Origin of the sequence: Streptomyces sp. NPDC006430, from assembly GCF_040612395.1 — a bacterium.
Taxonomy (GTDB): domain Bacteria; phylum Actinomycetota; class Actinomycetes; order Streptomycetales; family Streptomycetaceae; genus Streptomyces.
In genome coordinates this window covers 147,367-170,232 of sequence record NZ_JBEXQA010000009.1, presented here as the reverse complement: position 1 = coordinate 170,232, position 22,866 = coordinate 147,367, and the positions used below count along the sequence as shown (strand labels likewise).

The window sequence follows — 22,866 nt, the reverse complement described above, 5'->3', positions numbered from 1 at the left end:
TGCCAGCCCGCGCCCGGCGCCGGGCGAACGCCGGGCGGGCGCGTGGCCCCGTACCCCGCAGCGCACCGCCCCCGCGGCCCCGCGGCCCGGCCGCAGCACCACCCCCCGTGCGGCGTCCGGCGAGAGGTCGGACGCCGCAGAAAGCCGGCGCGCCGGGGCCGCGCAGGGACGCCGCGCCGAGCGGGCTCGGGCGATCCCAGGCGGGTCGCGGGGCCGCTCATCCGCTGCCCGACAGCCCCTGCGGCGAGCGGCACGGCACGACGCAAGCGCGGAAGACCTCTCGCAAAGCCGCCGTTTCTGCCACGATGCCGATTGGGCGGGGCACGAAACGGCGAGCAGTACGGCCGTTCCAACCCTTCCCACCTCCGGCCGGGGGGACCTCCAACCGGCACGCCTATGACCAGTGGGAGAGTCACGGTGTATTTCGCCGCACTGCTCGCGCGCACCGAAGACGGGTGGGAAGCGAGCGACATGGAACTCGACGACGTCGAGTCCCTCAGTGATCTGATCGATCTCGCCCGTGCCGCCGCTGTCGACGACGACACGGTGGTCGCCCTCATCGAGCAGGAGGACGCCTGGTTCGGCGTCGTCCGCGTGGACGGCGAGGAGGACCCGCGGTACTTCGTATCCAACGCCTCCGCGGCCTCCCGCAGCTCCTACGGCTCGATGCTGACCGACGAGCTGCTGGGCAGCGACGAGGAGGACGACGAACTCGACGAACTGGACCTGGACGGCACCGAGGACGGCGAGGAGGACACGATCGCCGCATTCACCAGCGCCGAGGACGAGGACGAGGAGGACCCGCCCGGTGTGGAACCGGTACCCACCGGTCCGCTCGGCGACCCCCGACTGCTGGACGACCTCGGAGTCAGCCACAAACAACTGATGACCCTCGACGGGGACGCCCTCTCGGAGATCGCCGATTCCCTCGGCGCGACCGAGGTGCTGGAGGCCGTCCGCTAGTGATCACCACGCACCACCCCACGCACGGCCCCGATCCCGTACGGGACCCGTGGCGGGACTCCATGCGCCTTGCGCTCCAGGAGGCCGCCCGGGCGGTGCCGGCCGGCGACGTGCCGGTCGGCGCCGTCGTGCTGGGTCCGGACGGGGAGCTCCTCGCCACCGGGCACAACGAGCGCGAGGCCACCGGCGACCCCACGGCGCACGCCGAGGTGCTGGCGCTGCGCCGGGCGGCCACCCGGCTCGGGGAATGGCGGCTTACGGGGTGCACCCTCGTGGTGACCCTGGAGCCGTGCGTGATGTGCGCGGGCGCGCTCGTGCAGTCGCGGGTGGCCCGGGTCGTCTACGGCGCCGACGACGAGAAGGCGGGTGCTGCGGGGTCGCTCTGGGACCTCGTACGGGACCGCAGGCTCAACCACCGGCCGGAGGTGATCCGCGGGGTGCTCGCCGAGGAGTGCGCCGAGCAGCTCATGGACTTCTTCCGCGCGCTGTGACGGGCACCGGGGATACGGATTTCAGAGCACGGGGCACCTTGGGCTAAGCTCTCTCTCGGTAGCGTGTCCGAGCGGCCGAAGGAGCACGCCTCGAAAGCGTGTGATGGTGCAAGCTATCCGTGGGTTCAAATCCCACCGCTACCGCTCTGAACGAGAGCCCCGCCCCGCAAGGGTCGGGGCTCTCGTCGTTTCCTGGCAGGGGACAGCCGTTCGGGCAGGTAACGGCAGGTGCGAGCAGGGTGCGGGCCGCCACCGCGTACTCCGCACCGGTGAGCCCGCACGCGGCTGCGCGTGACCGCCCGCCCGCTCGGCCGTTGTCACGGCATGACCAAGACCCAGCGCATGCTCGCCGCCTTCGCCCTCGCGGGGGCCGCCGCGGGCCTCGCCGCACCCGCCGCCTCCGCCGCCCCCATGGCCCCGATCACCCTCCCGGACCTGCCGCAGGCGGCCCCCGGCATGCCGGAGGGAGCCACGCCCAGGTCGGTCCAGGAGATCGGCGGAAAGCTCAACGAACTGAACAAGCTCGGCCAGCTGATGGACGTACCGAACCAGCTGTTGCCCCTCATCGCTCCCGCCGAACCCGTCCTGGGCCTGCTCGGCGCCATCCAGTAGAAGCCGCCGGGCACCTCGAAGGCCCCGACCGGGGTCGGGGCCTTCGACGTCTAGGACGGGGGAAGTGGTATCAGGGGGACAAGCCACTTCCCCCGACGAGGACGGAACCTGGCAATCCGAACCGCAGTCAGGGGGTAGCTCGCGGCTCGGACCCCGCAGTGAGGTCCTGTCCCTCACCCACCGACTTCCTGCCAGAACCGGTGGGCTCGCCTTCCATACTGCGCCACCCCCACCCGCAGGCGCCGCGGCAAAGGACCCGGAGCGCCGGGCCATTGGTCCATAAAGGCCGGGTGAGTGTCCCGGCCCGACCGGATAGACTCACCCGACTTTGCAGGACCGGTTGGGGAGGCCGACACCGCTCGTGGACACCAAGAAGATGATCACGGGTGGGCTCGTCGTGTTCGCGCTCTTCGTGATCATCACCCAGCCGGTCAAGGCGGCCGACATCGTCAAAATAGGGTTCCAGGGAATCTCGGACGCGGCCCACGGCATCGGCGCGTTCATGACCGAACTGGTGCGCTGAACCAATACTCTGACGCGGTTTCCGGACGTACCGGCCCCCCACTCCGAACAGGTGGGGGGCTTTCGCATTTCCCGCACCCCGGAATACCCTTACCCGAAACACCCCATTATGCCCAACTTGCCCTCAACACGGTGATATACGGTGCTTGCACACAGTGCACATGTCTTGTGATGCTATGACCGCTTTTGACGGACGAGTTGACATGAAGGGGTGGCGTGACCGTGCCGGCCAGTACTGCGCCTCAGGTGCCACCCCAGCAGGACCCCGTGCACGGCCCGGATCACGACGCCAAGCCCGCCCGCACCCACGAGGCCGTACCGATCGCGCCCCACGGCTCCGGACACGGTGCCGCGCACGGATCCGGACACGGTGCCGCCGCACTCGGCTCACCCGACGGGTCACAGCCGGACTCGCAGGTACCACCCCAGCAGGACCCCCCGCAGGAGCCTCCAGCGCCCCCGAGACCGCAGAGCCGGGGCGCGGACACCCGGGCCCTCACCCAGGTCCTGTTCGGGCAACTGAAGGGCCTCCAGCCGGGCACGAACGAGCACAACCGGGTGCGCGGGGCCCTGATCGAGGCCAACCTCCCGCTCGTCCGGTACGCGGCCGCCCGCTTCCGCAGCCGCAACGAGCCGATGGAGGACGTGGTCCAGGTCGGCACGATCGGCCTCATCAACGCGATCGACCGGTTCGACCCGGACCGCGGGGTGCAGTTCCCGACCTTCGCCATGCCGACCGTCGTCGGCGAGATCAAGCGGTACTTCCGCGACAACGTCCGCACCGTCCACGTGCCGCGCCGGCTCCACGAGCTGTGGGTCCAGGTGAACGCGGCAACCGAGGACCTCACCACCCTGCACGGGCGCACGCCGACCACACCCGAGATCGCGGAGCGGCTGCGGATCACCGAGGACGAAGTGCTGTCATGCATCGAGGCGGGGCGCAGCTACCACGCCACCTCGCTGGAGGCCGCGCAGGAAGGCGACGGGCTGCCCGGGCTGCTGGACCGCCTCGGCTACGAGGACCCCGAGCTGGCCGGGGTCGAACACCGGGACCTCGTACGACATCTGCTCGTACAACTGCCCGAGCGTGAACAAAGGATCCTGCTGCTGCGGTACTACAACAACCTGACGCAGTCGCAGATCAGCGCCGAGCTCGGGGTGTCCCAGATGCACGTCTCCCGACTGCTCGCCCGGAGCTTCGCTCGACTCCGATCCGCAAACAGGATCGAGGCGTAGCTGAAACGGGTGGATGTCGTTCCACCGTTTCCCGACAGAACGGGCTGATTCCGCTCTGTCGCTGGAGATATATATCGACATGACGCTACAGCGCGTTGCCGACATGTGACATTCTGCTGGAACCGCGTTTGCCGCAGCCCCGCCTCCGGTATTCAGGTGGAGGCTGCGTTCCTCCGACGGGCGCGCAGTACGCGACCGTCCGCGACCTCAAGGGGGTGGCATGTCCGTAGACCAGGGCAGCTCCAAGGTGCTCACGCTCGTCAAGAGCCCGGCGCCGGCAGCGCCTGCAGCGCCCGACCGCTCGGAAGCCATCGACACCCGCACCCTCTCCCGCTCCCTCTTCCAGCGACTTGCCACCCTGGACGCGGACAGCCCCGAACGGACTTACGTACGGGACACCCTGATCGAGCTGAACCTGCCACTGGTCCGGTACGCGGCCGCCCGCTTCCGCAGCCGCAACGAGCCGATGGAGGACATCGTCCAGGTCGGCACCATCGGCCTGATCAAGGCGATCGACCGGTTCGACTGCGAACGCGGCGTGGAGTTCCCGACGTTCGCGATGCCGACCGTCGTGGGCGAGATCAAACGATTCTTTAGGGACACCTCCTGGTCCGTGCGCGTCCCGCGCCGCCTCCAGGAGCTGCGCCTCGCCCTGACCAAGGCCAGCGACGAGCTCGCACAGAAGCTCGACCGTTCGCCGACCGTGCCGGAACTGGCCGCAGTGCTCGGGGTGTCGGAGGAGGACGTCGTCGACGGCCTCGCCGTGGGCAACGCCTACACCGCCTCCTCGCTCGACTCGCCCTCCCCCGAGGACGAGGGCGGCGAGGGCTCGCTCGCGGACCGCCTCGGCTACGAGGACACCGCGCTCGAAGGGGTCGAGTACCGCGAGTCGCTGAAGCCGCTGCTTGCCAAACTCCCGCCCCGGGAACGGCAGATCATCATGCTGCGATTCTTCGCGAACATGACGCAGTCGCAGATCGGCGAGGAGGTCGGCATCTCCCAGATGCACGTCTCCCGACTACTGACCCGCACGCTCGCTCAGCTCCGCGTGGGCCTGATCGGCGAGTGACCACCCTTCCCATCTGACGCAGAGTCAGCAAAACTACCGCGATGCGAATGGGACGTCGCACCATCACCCTCCTGACCCTGTCCTGGTGCACGGCCGCCGCGTGCCTGTCCGGCTGCGGCGGCCCGGCCCGCGAGGGCTACGCCGCCGCGGGCGCGGTGGCCCCGGGCCCGGAGCGGCGCGCGGGAGACAACGTCGCTCCCCGGGACCCGGTGGAGTTCCAGCGCCTCGGGACCCCGGCTCAGACGGGCGGATCCTCGGCCTCCACGCGTACGTCGTCCGGTACCCCGGATGCGGGGACGCCGGCCGGATCCGCGCGTAGCGGAGCCACGAGCACCGCACCCGGCGGCTCGCCCCCAGCGCCCGGTTCCCCGGGGGCCGCCCCGCCCACCACCCCACCCGGCACCCCCGGAACCCCGAGTACTCCTGGCACGCCCGGTACGCCCGGCGCCGAGCCGGGAGCGACACCGCCGCCGCCCGCCCCCACCCCGGCGAAGCTGACGCTGAGCCCGCCGACCCGGGCGCCGGCGGCGGACCGCTGGTGCGAGCGGGTCACGGTGGGATTCACGAACACGGGGACCGTCACGGCCCGTTCGGGCACGGTCACCTTCGCGACGCACGTCATCGGTGCCCTCGGCATCGACTGGGCCACGATCACCACGACCCAGCCGCTCCCGACGCCCGTCCCCGGCGGCACGACGAAGACGCAGACCTACACGGTCTGCGTCGACTCCTGGCGAGTGCCCCTGGGCATGCACGTGGAGACCCGGGAGGTCACGGCCGCCTGGAACTGAAGCCGAAGCGGGGAAAGGAAACGGGGAAAGGGCGGGGCGGCGGGACGGCGGGCACCGGGGAAGCGCGCACGGCGGCCACGCCGCACCGCGTCCCACCCGGCCGCATCCCACTCCGCCGCGGTCCGCCGCGATCCGCGCGGAACGGTCAGCTCAGGGCCAGCCAGGCCACGGCACCGATCACGATCAGCAGTCCGAGCCCCAGGCCGAGCCACAGCCCCGCCTTCGACCCCGAAGCCTGCGGCTGCCGCCGCCGGGACCCGGGCGCCACGGGCCCCGGCCCGACCGGCGCGGCCTCCTCGACGAACGCCCGGAACATCTGAGTGCTGCCCGCGGGGTCGTAGTTGCCCTCGGGGCCCTGTGAGTTGTGGTTCGCAGCCATGCCTCAGGACCCTAGCGGGTTTTCCGATTCCTTTACCGCCCCCACCCCCTAATTCATTTGCCTGTAGCAACCAATCGCTCTTATGGTTGCCCTAAGCAACAAGATGAGAGGGGGGACGCCCGGTGACCACCCAGGCTTCACGAGCGACACCAGCGCCGCGCCCGCCGCAAACGCCGAGAGCACCGCACATGCGGCGCGCAACGCTCGGGCCGGATGCGCCGGACGCACGGCAGGCACCACCCGCCACCCGCCACGAGGAGTTGGCTCGCCAGCTCACCGGCATCGGCGCGGTCAAGCGCGACCTCGCCCGACTGCTCCCCCCCGACTGCCCTCCCGGCTCCGCCGCCGTCCTCACCCTGCTCGACCGCCACGGCGAAATGCGGCTCAGTCGCCTCGCCGACCTCATGGCCGTCGACATCTCGGTGAGCAGCCGCCACGTCGCCCACGTCGCCGACCGCGGGTGGATCACCCGCGTCACCGACCCGGGCGACGGCCGGTGCCGCATCCTGCGGCTCACCCCGGCCGGGCGGGCGCTCCTCGCCGAACTCAGCGCCCGGTACACCTGCGCGCTGGAAAAGGTCCTGGCCGACTGGTCAGCCCACGACATCGACGTACTCAACACCCTGCTGGCCCGACTCCGATCGAGCTTCTAGACAAAGGAACCCCATGGCGACCGCACCCACCGGTGTGCAGGGAGGCAGCCGGTCGGAGACCACGTCCGACCACGCGTCCGCATCCGCGCCCATGACCCATCCGCAGATCATGAAGGCGCTGTCCGGGCTGATGCTCGGCATGTTCGTGGCGATCCTGTCGTCCACGATCGTCTCCAACGCCCTGCCCCAGATCATCAGCGACCTCGGCGGCACCCAGTCCTCGTACACCTGGGTCGTCACCGCCGCCCTGCTGTCGATGACGGCGGCCACCCCGCTCTGGGGCAAGCTGTCCGACCTCTTCAGCAAGAAGCTCCTGGTCCAGATATCCCTGGTGATCTACGTCCTCGGCTCGGTGGTCGCGGGCATGTCCCAGAACACCGGCACGCTCATCGCCTGCCGCGTGGTCCAGGGCATCGGCGTCGGCGGCCTGTCCGCCCTCGCCCAGATCGTGATGGCCGCGATGATCTCCCCGCGCGAGCGCGGACGGTACAGCGGCTACCTCGGCGCGGTCTTCGCCGTCGCCACCGTCGGAGGCCCACTGCTCGGTGGCGTCATCACCGACACCGAGTGGCTGGGCTGGCGCTGGTGCTTCTACGTCGGCGTCCCGTTCGCGATCAACGCGTTGATCGTGCTGCAGAAGACGCTCCGCCTCCCGGTCGTCCGCCGCGACGTCAAGGTCGACTGGCTCGGCGCCTTCCTGATCAGCGGGGCCGTCTCGCTGCTGCTGATCTGGGTCACGCAGGCCGGCGACTCGTACGACTGGATCTCCTGGACGACCGCGGCGATGACCGGTGGCGCCGTGGTGCTCGGTCTGCTCTTCGTCCTCGTCGAGTCCAAGGCGAGCGACCCGATCATCCCGCTGCGCCTGTTCCGCAACAAGACCATCACCCTCGCCTCGGCGGCCTCGCTGTTCGTCGGTATCGCGATGTTCTCGGGCACGGTGTTTTTCAGCCAGTTCTTCCAGCTGGCCCGGAACGAATCCCCCACGATGTCCGGAATCCTCACGATTCCGATGATCGGCGGGCTGTTCGTCTCCTCCACGGTTTCCGGTCAGGTGATCACCAAGACCGGTCGGTGGAAGGCCTGGCTCGTGGCCGGCGGCGTCCTCCTGACGGCCGGCCTCGGACTGCTCGGCACCCTGCGGTACGACACCCCGTACTGGCATATCGCGGTCTACATGGCGCTGACCGGCCTCGGCCTCGGCATGATGATGCAGAACCTGGTCCTCGCCACCCAGAACCAGGTGGCCCCCGAGGACCTGGGCGCGGCCAGTTCGGTCGTCACCTTCTTCCGCTCGCTCGGCGGAGCCGTGGGCGTCTCGGCGCTCGGCGCGGTCATGGCCAACCGGGTCACCCACTACGTCAAGGACGGGCTGGCCGCACTCGGCCCGAAGGCGGCGGCGATGGGCCACGGCGGCACCGCCGGGGGCGGGATACCCGACCTCGACAAGCTGCCCGGTCCGTTCCGTCGGGTCGTCGAGTCCGCGTACGGGCACGGTGTCGGCGACGTCTTCCTGTACGCCGCCCCCGCCGCGCTCCTGGCGCTCGTCCTGGTGCTGTTCATCAAGGAGGTCGCGCTGAAGTCCAAGCCCGCGGTACACGCCCCGACGGCATCCGCCGCATCCGCGTCGTCCACGTCCTCCGCCAAGGCCGCTGAGGCCGCTGAGGCCGCTGAGGCCGCTGAGGCCGCTGAGGCCGCTGAGGCCGCTGAGGCCGCTGAGGCCGCTGAGGCCGCTGAGGCCGCTGAGCGCGCCGCGGCCACTGCGCCCGCGGCTCGGGGAACGGCTTCCTCCGCGGAGTAGGGACGCCACCGGCCCCCGTCGACTGCCCCGGTCCACGGGGCGGGGCACCGACGGGGGCTTTCCTTTCTACGGGCCCGGCCTCTACGGGCCCGGCCGGGCAGCGACGGCCTGGGCCTCGATGCCTGCGATCAGAACGTCGAGCGCGAGACCGAAGTCCCCTTCGGGTGCCCGCCGAGCCGTACCCCCGCAACCGTGCAGGAACTGCGACACGGCCAGATGGGCGCCCGTCCGGCAAGCGCCCACCAGGCCGGTGGCGTCGAGCAGCCGCTGCAGGGCGGCGTCGAAGGCCCGGGCGTGCGGGCCGATGTTCGGGTACGCGGCGGTGAGCGGAGCCACCCAGGGATGCTCCGCCAACAGCCGTCGGTAGCCGCAGGCCAGCGCGCGCAGCCGGCCGGCCCAGCCGTCAGGGGCGGGACCGGAGGGAGCAGCCGGGTCCACCGCTCCGGTCTGCGGAAGCGGGAGCTCGCCCAGGGCGTGGTCCAGGGCGAGTTCGAGCAGGTCGTGCTTGGTGTCGACGTACCAGTACAGGGACATCGCGGTGACCCCGAGTCCGGCCGCGAGCCGCCGCATCGAGAACCGGGCCAACCCGTCGGCATCGAGCAGCCGTACGGTGGCGCCGGTGATCCGCTCCCGGTCGAGCCCGGAGGGCGCCTCGCTGCGGCGCCTGGCCGGTGCGGTCTGCCCGGCGGCCAGCCACACACTGCTCCGGGTCTTGCCGGGATCGGCCGCGGTCACCATGGAGGCACCCTCCTCACGACAGCTGGATCAGCCCGGAATGCCCGGTCCGCCCACTTGATGCTAGAGGGTGCCCCTCGCGCTCCGGCAGGTTCAGGACGGGTCGGACGCGCCGTTCAGGGGGGCGGTCAGGTCGTAGAAGGTGGCTCCCCCGAGCGTGACCGACCTGAAGTTGGCCGTGACCCAGTTCGTGATGGCGCTGCTGGTGCCACCGCCCGGGCCGCCGCGCATGACGGGCCCCTCCGCGCCGAGGCCCTCGCTCTGGCCGATGAAGTAGTGGATCTTCCCGGTGCGCACGTACTCCTTGAACCGGGCCAGCGTGGGCGACGGGTCGCTGCCGTTGAAGCCGCCGACCGGCATCACCGGCTCGCCGGAGGCCAGCTGGTAGCTCGCCGCGTTCTGGGCGCCGACGGCAGCTGCCGCCCAGGTGTACTGCTGTGCGTCCTTGCGCAGGGCCGACGTGGCCTCCGCTCCGGCCTTGGTCCCGTTCAGCAGGCCGCCGGGGCCGCCGCCGGAGTTCTGCGGACCGCGTGCACCGCGCCCGTCGCGACCATCGCGCCCGCCGGGAGCTCCCGGACCGCCTTGGCCGCCCTGACCGCCCTGCCCGCCCTGGCCGCCGGGGAACTGCTGGGGTCCGCCACCCTGCTGCCCCGGCTGCCCCTGCGGGCCCGGCTGCCCCTGCGGGCCCGGCTGCCCCTGCGGGAGAGAGCCCTGCGGCCCGCCCTGCGGGAAGGCGCCGGGCGGGAGTTCACCGCCGCCCATGAACCGCATGCCGCCCCGGCCGCCCGCTACCGCGGGTCCGGCGGTCACGATCGACCCTCCTCGCGTGGAGTCCACGGTGGTCAGGCAGTACGCGAGGGGGCCGGCCAGCGCCGCGCCCAACCCCAACGCCGCGGCGCCCAGCGCGAACCGGCGTCCGAACCGGGCCCCGAGGAGCAGTCCGACGGCCGCGGCCAGGCCGGCCGCAAGGACCGTCCAGCGCAGCCACGGCAGGTAGCCGGTCGAGCGGCCGAGCAGGACGTACGACCACCACGCGGTCAGGACGAGCGTGGCGGACAGGGTGAGCGCGGCGGCCCTGCTGCCCCGCTCCTCCCACAACATGGCCACGCCCATGCCGACCAGCGCGGCCACGAACGGCGCGAGCGCCACGGTGTAGTACTCGTGGAAGATGCCCTGCATGTAGCTGAAGACGAGGGCCGTGATCAGGAGGGCGCCGCCCCAGACCAGGAAGGCCGCCCGGGCCATGCCCTCAAGGGAGTCGGCGGCCCGAGGGGCCCGCCAGGTGATCACCAGTCCGGTGACGAGCATGATCAGGGCGGCCGGGAGCAGCCAGGAGATCTGCCCGCCGATGTTGGCCGAGAAGAGCCGGTCTATGCCGGTCTCTCCCCAGCCGCCACCAGGGCCGCCAGCCCGGCCCCCGGGGCCGTAGCCGCCACCGCCGATGCCACCGCCGACGCTGCCGGTCTCGTTGCCGTTGATCCGGCCGAGGCCGTTGTAGCCGAGGGTCAGTTCCAGGAAGGAGTTGGTCTGCGAACCACCGATGTACGGGCGGGAGGATGCGGGCCAGAGCTCCACGATCGCCACCCACCAGCCGCCGGCCACCACCATGGCGGCCCCGGCGAGCAGCAGTTGACCCAGCCGGCGGCGCAGCCGGGTGGGCGCGCAGACGGCGTACACCAGCGCGAGCGGCGGCAGGATGACGAACGCCTGGAGGGTCTTGGTGAGGAAGGCGAAGCCGACCGCGATGCCCGCCCAGACCAGCCACTTGGTGTGCGCCCCGTCGAGCGCGCGCAGGACGCAGTAGACGGTGACCGTCAGCAGCAGGGTCAGCAGCGCGTCCGGGTTGTTGAAGCGGAACATCAGGGCGGCGACCGGAGTGAGCGCGAAGACCGCGCCGCTGAGCAGCGCGGCCGCCGGCCCGAAGTGGCGGCGCACGGCGGCGTAGAGCACGGCGGTGGTGGCGACCCCCATCAGGGCCTGCGGGACGAGTATCTGCCAGCCGCCCAGCCCGAACGTCCGGACGGACAGGGCCATCGGCCACAGGGCGGCCGGTGGCTTGTCGACGGTGATGGAGTTCCCGGCGTCGGAGGAGCCGAAGAAGAACGCCTTCCAGCTCTCGCTGCCCGCCTGGACGGCAGCGGAGTAGAAGGAGTTGGCGTAACCGGAGGCACCCAGGTTCCACAGCAGCAGGACGGCGGTGGCCAGCAGGAGTGCCACGTACGCGGGACGCTCCCAGCGGGGGCGCGGCCCGGACGTGGCGCCCGCCGGCGTGCCGGTCGTGCCCGCGGCGCTCGGGGCGCCCTGGGCTCTTGGGGTCCGTTCCGGGAACGGGGAATCCATGGGTGGTACGGCCGTGGTCATCGGGTGTCGTCCTTCGCTGGAGTGGTGCGCCGCTCGGGGAAGACCCAGGCGCGGAAGAGCAGGAACCTCAGCACGGTCGCGGCGAGGTTGGCCGTGATCAGCACGGCCAGTTCGGTGCCGTGTGAGGGATGGGGCGTTGCGGCGCCGAGGGCGGCGAGCGAGCCGCTGGTCAGGGCCAACCCGACGCCGAACACCACGAGCCCCTGGGCCTGGTGGCGCACGGCCCGGTCGCGCCCGCGGACCCCGAAGGTGAGCCGGCGGTTGGCGGCCGTGTTGGCGACGGCGGAGACCAGCAGGGCGCCGGCGTTGGCGAGCTGGGGCCCGGTGCCGAGCCGGAGCACGGAGTACAGGGCAAGGTAGGCGAGGGTGGACAGCACTCCGATGACGCAGAAGCCGAGGAGCTGGCGGGCCAGCCCGCGCGGCACGCCCGGCAGGGCGCCGCGGTCGCGCGGGTCGTCACCGAAGGGGCGGGCGAGCCGGTCGAGCGGCAGCGCGCCGACGGCCAGGGCCCGACCCACCCGCCAGACGCCCTTGAGGTCCTCGGTGGCGGTCTTCACGATGTGGACGGTGGAGTCCGGGTCGTCCACCCAGTCCACCGGCACTTCGTGGATGCGCAGCCCCGCCCGCTCGGCCAGCACCAGCATCTCGGTGTCGAAGAACCAGCCCGAGTCCTCCACCAGCGGCAGCAGCCGTTCGGCGACCTCCCGGCGGATGGCCTTGAACCCGCACTGGGCATCGCTGAAGCGGGCGGCGAGGGAGGAGCGCAGGAGCAGGTTGTAGGCGCGGGAGACGAACTCCCGCTTGGCGCCGCGCACCACGCGCGAGGAGCGGGCGAGGCGGGTGCCGATGGCGAGGTCGGAGTGCCCGGAGATGAGCGGGGCGACCAGGGGCAGCAGCGCGTTGAGGTCGGTGGACAGGTCCACGTCCATGTACGCGAGGACGGGCGCCTCGGAGCGGGACCAGACGGTGCGCAGGGCACGCCCGCGGCCCTTCTCCTCCAGCCGGGTGCTGCGTACGCCGTCGACGGAGGCGGCGAGGGCAGCCGCGACCTCGGGGGTGCGGTCGGTGCTCGCGTTGTCGGCGATCGTGATGCGGAAGGGGTACGGGAACGTGCGGGTGAGGTGGTCGTGGAGCCGGCGCACGCAAGGGCCGAGGTCCTTCTCCTCGTTGAAGACCGGGACCACCACGTCGAGTACGGGCTCACCGGGCGCGGGCGCGAGGTGCGCCCGGGCCGGAAGGGCGCCGGAGGAGGTGTCGGTTCGCATGTACCGACCCTCGCCGGGCTGGCTGTCACCGCTGTGTGGTGAGCCTGTGCCCCGTCTGTGAGTCCGGGGGCGGGACCGTCACCGAGCTCGTACGCGAGCCGCTGCGCGGGGCCGTCGACCGGTCCGCCCCCGCGTCCCTCCCCGCGTCCCTTCCCGCCTCCGTCCTCGGGTCCGTCCCCGCCTCCGTCCTCGGGTCCGTCCCCGCGTCCGTCCTGGGGTACGTCGTTCCCCAGGGCGTGGCGAGCGGGAGGCGGACCTCGAAGCAGGTGCGCCCCGGCTCGCTCCGTACCTCGACCCGTCCGCCGTGCGCCGTCACCACGGCCTCGACGATGGCGAGGCCGAGGCCGGTGGAGCCCGCGGAGCGGGAGCGCGAGGCGTCGCCGCGTGCGAACCGCTCGAAGACGTGGGGGAGCAGAGCGGCCGGAATGCCCGGCCCGTCGTCCTCGATCCGCAGCCGGACGACCGGTTCTCCTCCCCCGGCCGCCGCTGGGGGCGCCCCCAACGCAACCTTGGCGGTGACGGTGGTGCCGGGCGGGGTGTGCGTACGGGCATTGGCCAGCAGGTTGACGAGAACCTGCTGGATCCGGGCCGGGTCGGCGCGGACGGGCGCGGGCTCGTCGGGCAGTTCGAGGCGCCAGTGGTGCTCGGGGCCGGCGGCCCGGGCATCGCTGACGGCGTCGACGACGAGCGGCGCGAGGTCGATCTCGGTGACGGCGCAGGAGAGCGGACGGCCGGCGTCGAGCCGGGCCAGCAGCAACAGGTCCTCGACGAGGCCCGTCATCCGGGTCGCCTCGGACTCGATGCGCCCCAGGGCGTGCCGGGTGTCGGGACCCGGCTCTTCCCGGCCCCGGCGGGTGAGTTCGGCGTACCCGCGGATGGAGGCCAGGGGCGTGCGCAGCTCGTGGCTGGCGTCCGCGACGAACTGGCGGACCCGTGTCTCGCTCTGCTGGCGGGCCGTGAGGGCGGAGGAGACGTGCCCGAGCATCCGGTTGAGGGCCGCGCCGACCTGTCCCACCTCGGTACGGGGGTCGGCCTCGGCGTCGGGGACCCGCTCGTGGAGGGCGGGTTCGCCGCTGTGCAGGGGGAGTTCGGAGACCCGGGTGGCGGTGGCGGCCACCCGGCGCAGCGGGCGTAGGGCCACCCCGACCAGGGCCTGTCCGGCGAGGGAGGCCGCGATCAGCCCGGCGAGGGTGACGGAGACCTCCACGGCTACCAGGGTGCTCACGGTGGAGTCGACCTCGGCGAGCGGGAAGCCGAGGATCAGGCTGCCGTCGGGAGCGGTCAGCACCCGGTACGCGCCGAGGCCCGGCAGATCCAGGTTCGCCGGGCCGGGCCGTTCGTGGGCGGTGGCATTGCGGGCGGCGGCCTTGCGGGCGGCCCGCGTCAGGACGTCGGTCTGCGCCGCGGTGAGGGGTTGGCTGATGTCCCGGCCGGGCCCGCCGACGGCGGCGCTGCGGGCCGTGTCGACGACCTTGCCGTCGGCGTCGAACCGGATCCCCGCGGCGCCCAGCGGGGATCCGGGGGCCAGGACGAAGCCGATGGCCTTGTCCCGCGCCGCCTTGCCCGCTCCGGGGCTCCAGGGGGCCATCCGTACGGAGGTGGTCAGCTGTTCGTCGAGCTTGTCGACGAGGTACGAGCGCAGTGCGAGGGTGGTGACCGTCCCGATGGCCGCACCGACCACGGCGATCAGGGCCACCGCCGATACGACGAGCCGGGCCCGCAGGGACCAGGAGCGGGCGGCGCGGGTTCGGGAGCGGCCGGGCATGCGGGAGCGGCCGGCGCGAAGCGGCCTCGGCGGGCGGAGTGCCACTACTCGGCCGGCTTGATCAGATAGCCGGCGCCGCGTCGCGTGTGGATCATCGGCGGGAGGCCGGGGCCGCTCTCCAGCTTCCGCCGCAGGTAGGAGATGTACAGCTCGACCACGTTGGCCTGGCCGCCGAAGTCGTACGACCACACCCGGTCCAGGATCTGCGCCTTGCTCAGCACCCGCCGCGGGTTGCGCATCAGGTAGCGCAGCAGCTCGAACTCGGTCGCGGTCAGGTGGATCTCCCGGCCGCCCCGGGACACCTCGTGGCTGTCCTCGTCGAGCTGCAGGTCACCGACGGCCAGGACGGAGCTCCCGCGCGCGGCCTGGGCCGCCCCCGAGCGGCGGACCAGGCCGCGCAGCCGGGCGACGACCTCCTCCAGGCTGAACGGCTTGGTGACGTAGTCGTCACCGCCCGCCGTCAGGCCCGCGATCCGGTCCTCCACGGAGTCCTTGGCGGTCAGGAACAGCACCGGGAGCTGCGGGATCTCCCGGCGCAGCTGTCCCAGGACGGCGAGTCCGTCCATGTCCGGGAGCATGACGTCGAGGACCACCACGTCCGGCCGGAACTCCCGTGCGGCCCGCACCGCGCCGGCCCCGTCGCCCGCGCTGCGGACTTCGCAGCCCTCGTAGCGCAGGGCCATGGAAAGCAGCTCGGAGAGCGAAGCCTCGTCGTCGACGACGAGCACCCGGCAGGGGCCGCCGTCGGGCCGGACGAGGGCCGTGGGGTTGCTGGTGGACGTGGACGCTGGGGAGGTGGTCGTCGCAGTCATGCGACCACGCTGGCCGCGGCCTCTGAGAGCGTTCTTGTCCCTACCTGTGAATTTCCTGAGAAACCCCGGTGGACCGCTCAGGCCAGGCCGAACAGCCGGGCGCCGTTGTCGTGGCAGACCGCGCGCAGCCAATCGTCGCCGAGGCCGAGCCCTTCCAGGACCTCGATCTGGTGCTCGTACGGATAGGGGATGTTCGGGAAGTCGGTGCCGAGCAGGATGCGGTCGCCCAGGTCCGCGAGCCGCCCGAGCTCGCCGGGCGGGAAGCGGCTGAACTGCTCGGAGAAGGCGGTGAAGGCCATGGTGGTGTCGAGGCACACCCGGGCGTGGCGGTCTGCGAGGTCCAGGAAGTCGGTGTACTCGGGCATGCCCATGTGCGCGACGACCAGCGGCAGCCGGGGGTGGCGGGCCAGCAGCCGGGCGATCGGCTCGGGTCCGGTGTGCTTGCCCGGGACCGGCCCCGACCCGCAGTGGATGACGGTGGGGATGCCAGCCTCGGCGAGCAGCCCCCAGACCGGGTCGAGCAGGTCGTCGTTCGGGTCGTACCCGCCGACCTGGAGGTGCGCCTTGAAGACCCGGGCCCCGGCCTCGACGGCCTGGTGGACGTACCCCGAGACCCCGTCCTCCGGGAAGAAGGTCGCGGTGTGCAGGCAGTCGGGGGTGCGGGCGGCGAAGTCGGCGGACCAGGAGTTGAGCCAGGCGGCCATCGCCGGCTTGTGCGGGTAGAGCATGGAGGTGAAGGCCCGGACCCCGAACTCCCGCAGGAGCGCGACCCGCTGCTCCTCCTCGTGCCGGTAGGTGATGGGCCACTCGACACCGGTCAGCGGTCCGACCGCGTCGAAGTAGTCCCACACCTTGTCCAGGACCCGCTCGGGCATGAAGTGGGTGTGGACGTCCACCAGCCCGGGCAACCCGAGCCGTTCGCGGAAGGCGCGGACCGCCTCAGCCGTTGCGGGCAAAGCCGTGGCTCCGCTCGACGGTGGCGACGTGCAGCGTGTAGCTCTCGTACCAGTCGGCGCGGCCCTGCTTCATGGCCGCCTGGTGCTCCAGGTCCTGCCGCCACACGGCGAGGGACTCGTGATCGCGGAAGTAGGCGACGGTGATGCCGAGGCCGCCGGGCGTCTGGGCGGCCTCGTAGCCGAGGAGGCCGGGATTCTCCTCGACGATCGCGGCCATCCGGAACAGGGTCTCCAGGTAACCGCTGTCGTCGGGGGTGCGGACATTGCTGAAAACCGCCATCACGTAAGGAGGTTCGAAGGCCGGTACGGGCTGGATGCTCATGCCCACCACCCTCGGTGGCAGCCCCCTGGCGTGTCCACCGCAAAGCGGCCCGAGTGCCCAAAGGGATCCAAGTTTTGACCTTAGGAGTCCTTTGCGCGTGCGGCGGGCGGGCGCCGTGGTCAGAACAGCCCGTCCTGGCCGTCCTGGCCGTGGCCGTCCTGGCCAGCCCGGCTGCCCGGGGCGGCGAGGGGTGGAAGGTCGGCGGACGGCACGTCGGTCGTGGCGTCCGCAGCGGGGGCGACGAGTTCCCACCCGGCCAGCAGGCGCGTGTCCACCACGAGCCCGTCCGCGAGGTGCAGGTCGGGACCGGCCGCGCCGACGAGGTGCCCGACGACGGCCCCACCGGGGACCATTTCGGTGATCACCCGGGTGGGGGCGGGCAGTCCGTCCAGTGCGAACGGCCGGGCGTGATCGGTGACTTCACACCCCAGTGGCTCCAGCGACTCCGGCCATCCCGACAGCTCCACGGCCCGGGCGTGCAGCTCGGCGACCTCCCCGGCCCGCTCGACCGCCGCCGGCAGGTGCCCGCGTACGGCGCGCTTACGGGCGTACGCGATCCGGTCCGGCACCCCGAGGGCGGCCCGCAGCAGCTCCTCGGTACGGCGCGTGGCCATCAGCGGGCCGCGGCCCAGCCAGGTCCAGGTCACCGCCCCCTGCTCCAGCAGCCGGGCCGGCCCGCGCTCCTCGGCGGTGATGCCGACCTTGACCATGCCGGGCCCGAACCAGGCGAGGTAGACGCGATAGGGGCGCGGATCGGCGGCGTTGGTGTCGGCGGCCACCGAGAACGACCGGTCCAGGCGGGCGCAGTCGGGGCACTGGGCGTTCCCGCTCCGGGCGGGCACGGCGGCGGATGTGGGGCACACGGTCCGCTTCCCGGCCCGTCGTACGCCGAGGCAGAGCCGCTCGCCCCGGGCCGCGAAGGCCAGCCGCTGCCCGTGGACGAGCAGGCTGCTGCGCTCGCCGCGCCCATCGGCACACCACCCGATGGCGGGGCGGCCGTCGTTCCACCGGATCCCCGTACACCGCCAGGTCACAGCGGGAGGGGCCGTTCGAAGAAGGTGTCCAGGACGACGGTGGCGTGCGTACCGCTGACCCCGTCGATGGCGTAGAGGCGGCGCAGCACGTCCTGCAACTGTTCGGTCGTGGCCGTGCGCACCTTCACCAGGACCGAGGCGCTCCCCGCGATGACATGCGCCTCCTGGATCTCGGCGATGGCCTCGAAGGCGGCTCGCGAATCCCCCATCCAGGCGGTGGAATCGACCATCACGTAGGCGAGCACGCCGCTCCCGACGGCGGCGGGATCCACCTCGACCGTGGTCCGTCGGATGACCCCGCGCTCGCGCAGCTTGCGCACCCGCTCGTGCGTGGCCCCGGCCGAGAGCCCGACGGCCGCGCCGAGTGCGGCGTACGACTGGCCCGCGTCCTGCTGCAGACGCAGGACGAGCGCCCGGTCGATGTCGTCCACGCGATCTTCCTCCCACACTCACGCACCCCACGGAATCCCTTGCGCAGACGGTACATGATCCTGCAATGTCACCACTGGGCCGAACAGCATTCGGCTTCCCACTTTGCTGGGGAAATGATGTCTTCCTAGCTGATCTCAATCTGTATGAGATTCTGGACGAACGGTTCCGCACCGGGCACTACGCCAACGGCGACGCGCGACTCGACCGGCTCTACGACGACTGCCGCTGGGCAGAGGGTCCGCTCTACCTGCCGGCCTGGCGGCAGCTCGCGTGGAGCGACATCCCCAACGACCGGATGCCGCGCTGGGACGAGGCGACGGGCTCGGTCTCGGCCTTCCGCTCCCCGGCCGACCATTCCAACGGCAACACCCTGGACCGCGAAGGCCGCCCGATCACCTGCGAGCAGGGCAACCGGCGCGTCACCCGCACCGAACCGGACGGCACCCTCACGGACATCGCGGACCGCTTCGACGGGAAGCGGCTCAACAGCCCGAACGACGCGGTGGTGCGCTCGGACGGCTCGATCTGGTTCTCCGACCCGGACTTCGGCATCACCAGCGACTACGAGGGTCACCGCGCACCGAGCGAGATCTGCGCCTGCCACCTCTACCGCGCCGACCCGGCGACCGGGCAGGTGCGCCTCGTCGCGGACGGCTTCCTCGGCCCGAACGGCCTGGTCCTCTCTCCGGACGAGAGTGAGCTGTACGCGGCGGACACCCGGGCGGGCCACATCCGCGCCTTCAAGGTCGCCCCGGACGGCACCCTGCCGCCAGGCCCGCCCGCCCCTGGTTTCGTGACATACGCGAGAGGCCCTCAGGATTTCTCCTGAGGGCCTCTCGCTTGCTGTGCACTCGGCAGGATTCGAACCTGCAACCTTCTGATCCGTAGCTCTAGCAAGACCGGTCAACGACGGTCATACCGGCTGCTTCACGGCCTCGCCGGGGTACTGGCGGTCGGTGGCGGTTCCGGTGGCTGCGGTACGAGGCTGCTGTACCGCAGACCCTGAGGGCCCCGACTCACGTCGGGGTCCTGGGATGGTCAGCCGGCGTAGTCGTGGTGGTCGCGGGGGTCGTAGCCGTGGTTGCAGGCGGGGCAGAGGGTGAGGTCCTCGGGGTCGTCGGAGTACCGGTTGGGGATGATGCCGCCGTCGCACCTGCGGGGGAGCGGTTTGCGATGTGCTCTCGAGCCACATCATCAAGTGCCCCAAGCAGTTTCGTCCCAAGATCTGGGCGCCCTGTATACGTGCCGATGATTCCCTGGCCTTGCAGTCGCGTACGGAGGTCATCTACCTGACGAATATCGTCGCCGTAGTGCAACGCATCGCCCACGGAAATCTTCCGCTTGCAGAAATATGCCATAACCCGCTTGTTTACTGCGCGGAACCTGTCGATCTCGTGTTCTGTCCCCGATGTGCCGTCCATCGCCCCTCCATACTTCATCCAGAAGAGGGCGATACATGCGTAAGAAGCATCGATCAGCCGCTGATCGATGGCCACTTGACCAGGAGTCCTCAGGTCCGGGAACACATGGGTCTCCCAGGCGATCGGGATGAAGGCGACATTGTTTTGCTGTGAACTTTTTCTAGCGTTCCATTCGGCCAGGACCACTCGAACAAATTCTCGCTCGAGGACATCTCCTGGAGATGCAATGAAGATCGGCAGAATCTCGGCGTTGAACATAACAAAAGTTTCACGCCTACCACCATCTGCTGCCACTTGAGTTACGCCATTTGCCTCCGGCGTCAGCCACAGCGTGCCCTGCTGTCATCCCGTCTGCCGTCGTCCCACACGGAGTGGTAGCAGGGCAGTCGCCAGGGGCCCAGGTGGAGCGCCCTGCTGGACGAACGACCTGGGCCCCTGGTGGCTGGTCTGCTACGGCTTGTCCTGGGACGACGGCAGGCGGGATGACAGCCCACCCCGAACCACAACGCATCCGCGGCCGCACGACTGGCCCCCGCCATCCCGGAGCCGGAGCGCCCCCGCCGGAGGCATGTCGGTGAGGGATGGAATCGACGGCCGGTCGGGGCTCGACTCATGCCCTTGGGCCCATCCCACTCGCAGGGGCGGGCGTCGGCGCAGCGGGGGCGGAGCGGGCCGAAGGCAGGAGCGTCGCCCCGAGCGGAGCCGGGAAGCCCGCCCGGCGGAGCGGAGCGCAGCCGGGTGCTTGATGAGGTAGAGAAACCTGTAACAGCTCGCTCTGTCACCGGCGGTCTTGCCGACCTGGCCACCAGGTGTTGGCATATGTGTGGGGACGGCACGCAGGGGGGCGACTGATGAGCGATCTGACGGTGCATTCGTGGAAGAGGCATGGCAGGGACCGGCTCTATGTGAACCTGCCGGACGGAACAGCTGTCGCCTGGGCGGATCGAGCGACCAAGACCGTGACGATCAAGATTCGGAAGTACCAGGACGAAGCTCTGGCTCTTCTCCGGCGTCACCTTGGGGAGGGGCTCACCGTCAGCTCCACCCCTTCGCCCACTCGCGCGCCCCGCCCCGCAGCTCCTTCTCGGCAGCCTGGACAACCCGGTCACGCAACCCCGAAACACCGACCCGAACGGCCGGCGTCTCTCCCACCCCTCAGCCCCAGTGAGGACCTGGCGAGGAACCGGCCCGGCTCCCGAGTCGTCGGGATGATCGCCGAGCGAGGTCCGTCGACCGTTCAACGGCTGAAGGCGAAGTTACTGCGACAGTCCTCGGATTGGGACAGCTGGTACGCGGGCCTGGAAGGTGAGCGACGGGTGGGACGCGAGCTGGAACGCCTGTCCCCACTCGGTTGGCGGGTGCTTCACGGCATCGAGAAGAGCAACGGCGGCGACATCGACCACCTGCTGATCGGCGCTGGCGGCGTGTTCAGCATCAACACCAAGAACCATCAGGGTTCCTCGGTCTGGATCGGCGACTCGATGGCCAAAGTCAACGGTGGGCCGCCACGCCCGTACGCTGCGGCAAGCCAGGCTGAGGCGGACTTTGTGCGGAGGGTGCTGGCGCGGTACTGCGCCTTCGAGGTGCCTGTCGAACCGGTCCTTGTCTTCGTCGGCATCACGTCACTGACTCGGGCAGCGACGCAGTACACCGTTCGCATCTACCAGGAACGGGAGGTGGCGGCTCTGGGTCCGCTCGCCGGAAAGCTCACTCCGGAGCAGGTGGAGCACGTGCATAGCGTCGCTCGTCACCGACGCGTCTGGCTCCGAGCCTGACCCGGCGCATCGGGCAGGAGGCGACCTGTGAAGCCTTGCCGGCACAGTCGCTCGTAAGCCTCGGCCACGCCGTCCGGGACGTGCTGGCTGATCATGAAGCCCTGTTCCGGGTAGACCAGCAGCCGTTGCAGCGCGCCGACCAGCATGTCGATGACCAAGCGGGCATCACCGATGGAGTCGACGTACTCGTCCAGTGTCATCGGGCTGGAAGCGCTGACGATCTCGACTCCGGGCCAGAGCTTCCGCGCCGTGGCGTACGCGCGCCGCTCCTCGTACGGCTTGCTGATCAGCAGCACAGAGGAGACGTCGACACCAGCCTCTTGAAGCAGTTCTCGACTGAAGCGGATGTTCTCGCCCGTGTTCCGAGCGCGCGGCTCCACGAGCACGGCTGAGCTGGGCACCCCAAGCTCCAACGCCCGCTCGCGGTAGTGAACGGCCTCACCGCGGGGCATCCGTTCGCGCGTCGTCGGGCTGGTGGCTCCGGTGAATACGAGCAAGGGAGCCATGCCGCGCCTGTACAGGTCGACCGCAGTGTCGGCCACCCCCAAGTCGTGGCTACCGAGCCCGATCGCGACCGAGCACGGATGCGGAGCATGGCCCATCTGGTGGTAGTCCCAGAGGAGCCGGGTGTCAGCCCAATCCTGTGTCGAGATCACTCTTGGCCTTCCCTGTCTTTCGCCGAGTCCGGCACCTTGAAGTCGTACTCCCAGGCGAAGCGCGAGGCGGCATGCACCCCGATGGCGAATTCGACCACGGTGCCGTCGGCCGTGTAGGTCGTCCGGTGCAGCTCGACCACCGGTTCGCCTGGCGGGAGCTGCAAGAGCTTCACCTCGTCGGATGTGGGCGTACGGGCAAAGATCCGCTCCTTCATGTGGTCGATCTCGTAGCCCGCGTCGTACAGCACGCGAAATCCGCCGCCACGGCCGGCCGGACCGGGCGTCGGATCCACCAGACGGGTGCCTTCGACGTGCTCGGGCCGGTAATAGCTGGTCAGCGTGTGCGTCGGCTGGTCGCCCTCCTTCACCAGTCGTGCGCGTGCGTAGACCTGGGCGCCTGCCGGTAGCCCGTGTGCAGCCGCCGCCTCGGGTGGCGCGTCAACGAGGCTGACCGACTGGGTCTGCTCGTTCCGACGGTACGCCCGCCCTGAGGCCACGCGGTCCGCGATGAACGCCACCTCGTCCCCATCACGCCACTTGGCCTTGTCGTATCGGGCGATGCCAAGTCTCTTGAGCGGAACTTGCTGTCGCACGACAGTGCCGTGGCCCCGGGACGAGGTGACCAGGCCCTCCGCTTCAAGCGCCTTGTAGGCGGCGTGGACGGTGGCCTTAGAACCCTCGCCAGCGTCGACCAGCTCTCTGATGTGCGGCAACTGCTGGCCTGGAGCGTAGTCACCCCTTCTGATCTGATCAGCCAGCTTGTCGGCCAGCTCTCGCCACTTGGGCGCCATCTCGAACTCCTCTCTCAGGAAGCA

Annotated in this window: 23 protein-coding genes, 1 tRNA gene and 1 pseudogene; 12 read left to right on the top strand and 13 right to left on the bottom strand. The window is 70.9% G+C overall.

Going from position 1 to position 22,866, the window contains the following annotated elements; all coding sequences use genetic code 11:
* Positions 1-417: 417 nt before the first annotated feature.
* The 8 genes from ABZZ20_RS16400 (at position 418) to ABZZ20_RS16365 (ending at position 5,684) form a co-directional block, all read left to right on the top strand.
* The gene (locus tag ABZZ20_RS16400) at positions 418-963 is read left to right on the top strand and encodes a hypothetical protein (RefSeq protein ID WP_356870077.1); all 546 of its coding nucleotides are present in this window, start codon (positions 418-420) and stop codon (positions 961-963) included.
* A 62-nt stretch (positions 964-1,025) separates the two neighbouring features.
* Positions 1,026-1,454 carry a tRNA adenosine(34) deaminase TadA gene (tadA, locus tag ABZZ20_RS16395; RefSeq protein WP_356870142.1) on the top strand — a complete coding sequence of 143 codons (429 nt, stop codon included), beginning with the start codon at positions 1,026-1,028 and terminating at the stop codon, positions 1,452-1,454.
* Positions 1,455-1,511: 57 nt separating this feature from the next.
* Positions 1,512-1,598 (top strand) — tRNA-Ser (locus ABZZ20_RS16390).
* 180 nt (positions 1,599-1,778) lie between these two features.
* Positions 1,779-2,066, top strand: coding sequence for a hypothetical protein (locus ABZZ20_RS16385; protein ID WP_356870076.1), 288 nt, complete (start codon positions 1,779-1,781; stop codon positions 2,064-2,066).
* 361 nt (positions 2,067-2,427) lie between these two features.
* Positions 2,428-2,589 (top strand): hypothetical protein, encoded by a 162-nt coding sequence (locus tag ABZZ20_RS16380; protein WP_199828096.1) that lies wholly within the window; start codon positions 2,428-2,430, stop codon positions 2,587-2,589.
* 221 nt (positions 2,590-2,810) lie between these two features.
* Positions 2,811-3,824 (top strand): RNA polymerase sigma factor SigF, encoded by a 1,014-nt coding sequence (locus ABZZ20_RS16375; RefSeq protein WP_356870075.1) that lies wholly within the window; start codon positions 2,811-2,813, stop codon positions 3,822-3,824.
* 220 nt (positions 3,825-4,044) lie between these two features.
* Complete coding sequence (locus ABZZ20_RS16370) at positions 4,045-4,893, top strand: RNA polymerase sigma factor SigF (RefSeq protein WP_356870074.1); 849 nt, start codon at positions 4,045-4,047, stop codon at positions 4,891-4,893.
* Positions 4,894-4,940: 47 nt separating this feature from the next.
* Entirely contained in the window at positions 4,941-5,684 is a 744-nt protein-coding gene (locus ABZZ20_RS16365; protein ID WP_356870073.1) for a hypothetical protein, read from the top strand.
* Positions 5,685-5,829: 145 nt separating this feature from the next.
* On the opposite strand, the gene ABZZ20_RS16360 is transcribed toward ABZZ20_RS16365, so the two are convergent.
* Complete coding sequence (locus tag ABZZ20_RS16360; protein ID WP_356870072.1) at positions 5,830-6,063, bottom strand: hypothetical protein; 234 nt, start codon at positions 6,061-6,063, stop codon at positions 5,830-5,832.
* A gap of 188 nt (positions 6,064-6,251) precedes the next feature.
* On the opposite strand from ABZZ20_RS16360, the gene ABZZ20_RS16355 reads away from it, so the two are divergent.
* On the top strand, positions 6,252-6,716 hold the full coding sequence (locus ABZZ20_RS16355; protein ID WP_356870071.1) for a MarR family transcriptional regulator: 465 nt from the start codon (positions 6,252-6,254) through the stop codon (positions 6,714-6,716).
* A 13-nt stretch (positions 6,717-6,729) separates the two neighbouring features.
* Complete coding sequence (locus ABZZ20_RS16350; protein WP_356870070.1) at positions 6,730-8,517, top strand: MDR family MFS transporter; 1,788 nt, start codon at positions 6,730-6,732, stop codon at positions 8,515-8,517.
* A gap of 81 nt (positions 8,518-8,598) precedes the next feature.
* Here the strand turns inward: ABZZ20_RS16350 and ABZZ20_RS16345 are convergent, their stop codons facing one another.
* The 9 genes from ABZZ20_RS16345 to ABZZ20_RS16305 all read right to left on the bottom strand — a co-directional run bounded on the left by ABZZ20_RS16345 (position 8,599) and on the right by ABZZ20_RS16305 (position 18,198).
* The gene (locus tag ABZZ20_RS16345) at positions 8,599-9,255 is read right to left on the bottom strand and encodes a TetR/AcrR family transcriptional regulator (protein WP_356870069.1); all 657 of its coding nucleotides are present in this window, start codon (positions 9,253-9,255) and stop codon (positions 8,599-8,601) included.
* Positions 9,256-9,345: 90 nt separating this feature from the next.
* Positions 9,346-11,613, bottom strand: coding sequence for a glycosyltransferase family 39 protein (locus tag ABZZ20_RS16340; protein WP_356870068.1), 2,268 nt, complete (start codon positions 11,611-11,613; stop codon positions 9,346-9,348).
* Entirely contained in the window at positions 11,610-12,878 is a 1,269-nt protein-coding gene (locus ABZZ20_RS16335) for a bifunctional glycosyltransferase family 2/GtrA family protein (RefSeq protein WP_356870067.1), read from the bottom strand. The genes ABZZ20_RS16340 and ABZZ20_RS16335 overlap by 4 nt, the downstream gene beginning before the upstream one ends.
* A gap of 25 nt (positions 12,879-12,903) precedes the next feature.
* The gene (locus ABZZ20_RS16330; protein WP_356870066.1) at positions 12,904-14,643 is read right to left on the bottom strand and encodes a HAMP domain-containing sensor histidine kinase; all 1,740 of its coding nucleotides are present in this window, start codon (positions 14,641-14,643) and stop codon (positions 12,904-12,906) included.
* Positions 14,644-14,687: 44 nt separating this feature from the next.
* Complete coding sequence (locus ABZZ20_RS16325) at positions 14,688-15,455, bottom strand: response regulator transcription factor (protein ID WP_356870065.1); 768 nt, start codon at positions 15,453-15,455, stop codon at positions 14,688-14,690.
* A gap of 77 nt (positions 15,456-15,532) precedes the next feature.
* A complete protein-coding gene (locus tag ABZZ20_RS16320; RefSeq protein WP_356870064.1) occupies positions 15,533-16,411 on the bottom strand; it encodes an amidohydrolase family protein in 879 nt (292 codons plus the stop codon).
* Entirely contained in the window at positions 16,395-16,733 is a 339-nt protein-coding gene (locus ABZZ20_RS16315; RefSeq protein WP_356870063.1) for an antibiotic biosynthesis monooxygenase, read from the bottom strand. The genes ABZZ20_RS16320 and ABZZ20_RS16315 overlap by 17 nt, the downstream gene beginning before the upstream one ends.
* A gap of 119 nt (positions 16,734-16,852) precedes the next feature.
* On the bottom strand, positions 16,853-17,767 hold the full coding sequence (locus ABZZ20_RS16310; RefSeq protein ID WP_356870062.1) for a DUF2797 domain-containing protein: 915 nt from the start codon (positions 17,765-17,767) through the stop codon (positions 16,853-16,855).
* On the bottom strand, positions 17,764-18,198 hold the full coding sequence (locus ABZZ20_RS16305) for an Lrp/AsnC family transcriptional regulator (protein ID WP_356870061.1): 435 nt from the start codon (positions 18,196-18,198) through the stop codon (positions 17,764-17,766). The genes ABZZ20_RS16310 and ABZZ20_RS16305 overlap by 4 nt, the downstream gene beginning before the upstream one ends.
* 140 nt (positions 18,199-18,338) lie before the next feature.
* Between ABZZ20_RS16305 and ABZZ20_RS16300 the strand changes: the two are divergent.
* Positions 18,339-18,965: pseudogene (locus tag ABZZ20_RS16300) on the top strand (SMP-30/gluconolactonase/LRE family protein); the annotation flags it as partial.
* Positions 18,966-19,215: 250 nt separating this feature from the next.
* On the opposite strand, the gene ABZZ20_RS16295 reads toward ABZZ20_RS16300, so the two are convergent.
* Positions 19,216-19,878: a hypothetical protein gene (locus tag ABZZ20_RS16295; RefSeq protein ID WP_356870060.1), complete on the bottom strand. Its 663-nt coding sequence runs from the start codon at positions 19,876-19,878 to the stop codon at positions 19,216-19,218.
* A 950-nt stretch (positions 19,879-20,828) separates the two neighbouring features.
* Between ABZZ20_RS16295 and ABZZ20_RS16290 the strand changes: the two genes are divergently transcribed.
* Positions 20,829-21,395: a nuclease-related domain-containing protein gene (locus ABZZ20_RS16290; protein WP_356870059.1), complete on the top strand. Its 567-nt coding sequence runs from the start codon at positions 20,829-20,831 to the stop codon at positions 21,393-21,395.
* Here ABZZ20_RS16290 and ABZZ20_RS16285 read toward each other — a convergent pair.
* Positions 21,368-22,051, bottom strand: a complete 684-nt coding sequence (locus ABZZ20_RS16285) for a YdcF family protein (protein ID WP_356870058.1) — start codon at positions 22,049-22,051, stop codon at positions 21,368-21,370. The two genes, ABZZ20_RS16290 and ABZZ20_RS16285, sit on opposite strands and share 28 nt — an antisense overlap.
* A complete protein-coding gene (locus ABZZ20_RS16280; RefSeq protein ID WP_356870057.1) occupies positions 22,048-22,842 on the bottom strand; it encodes a GntR family transcriptional regulator in 795 nt (264 codons plus the stop codon). Before ABZZ20_RS16280 ends, ABZZ20_RS16285 begins: the two co-directional genes overlap by 4 nt.
* Positions 22,843-22,866 lie beyond the last annotated feature (24 nt).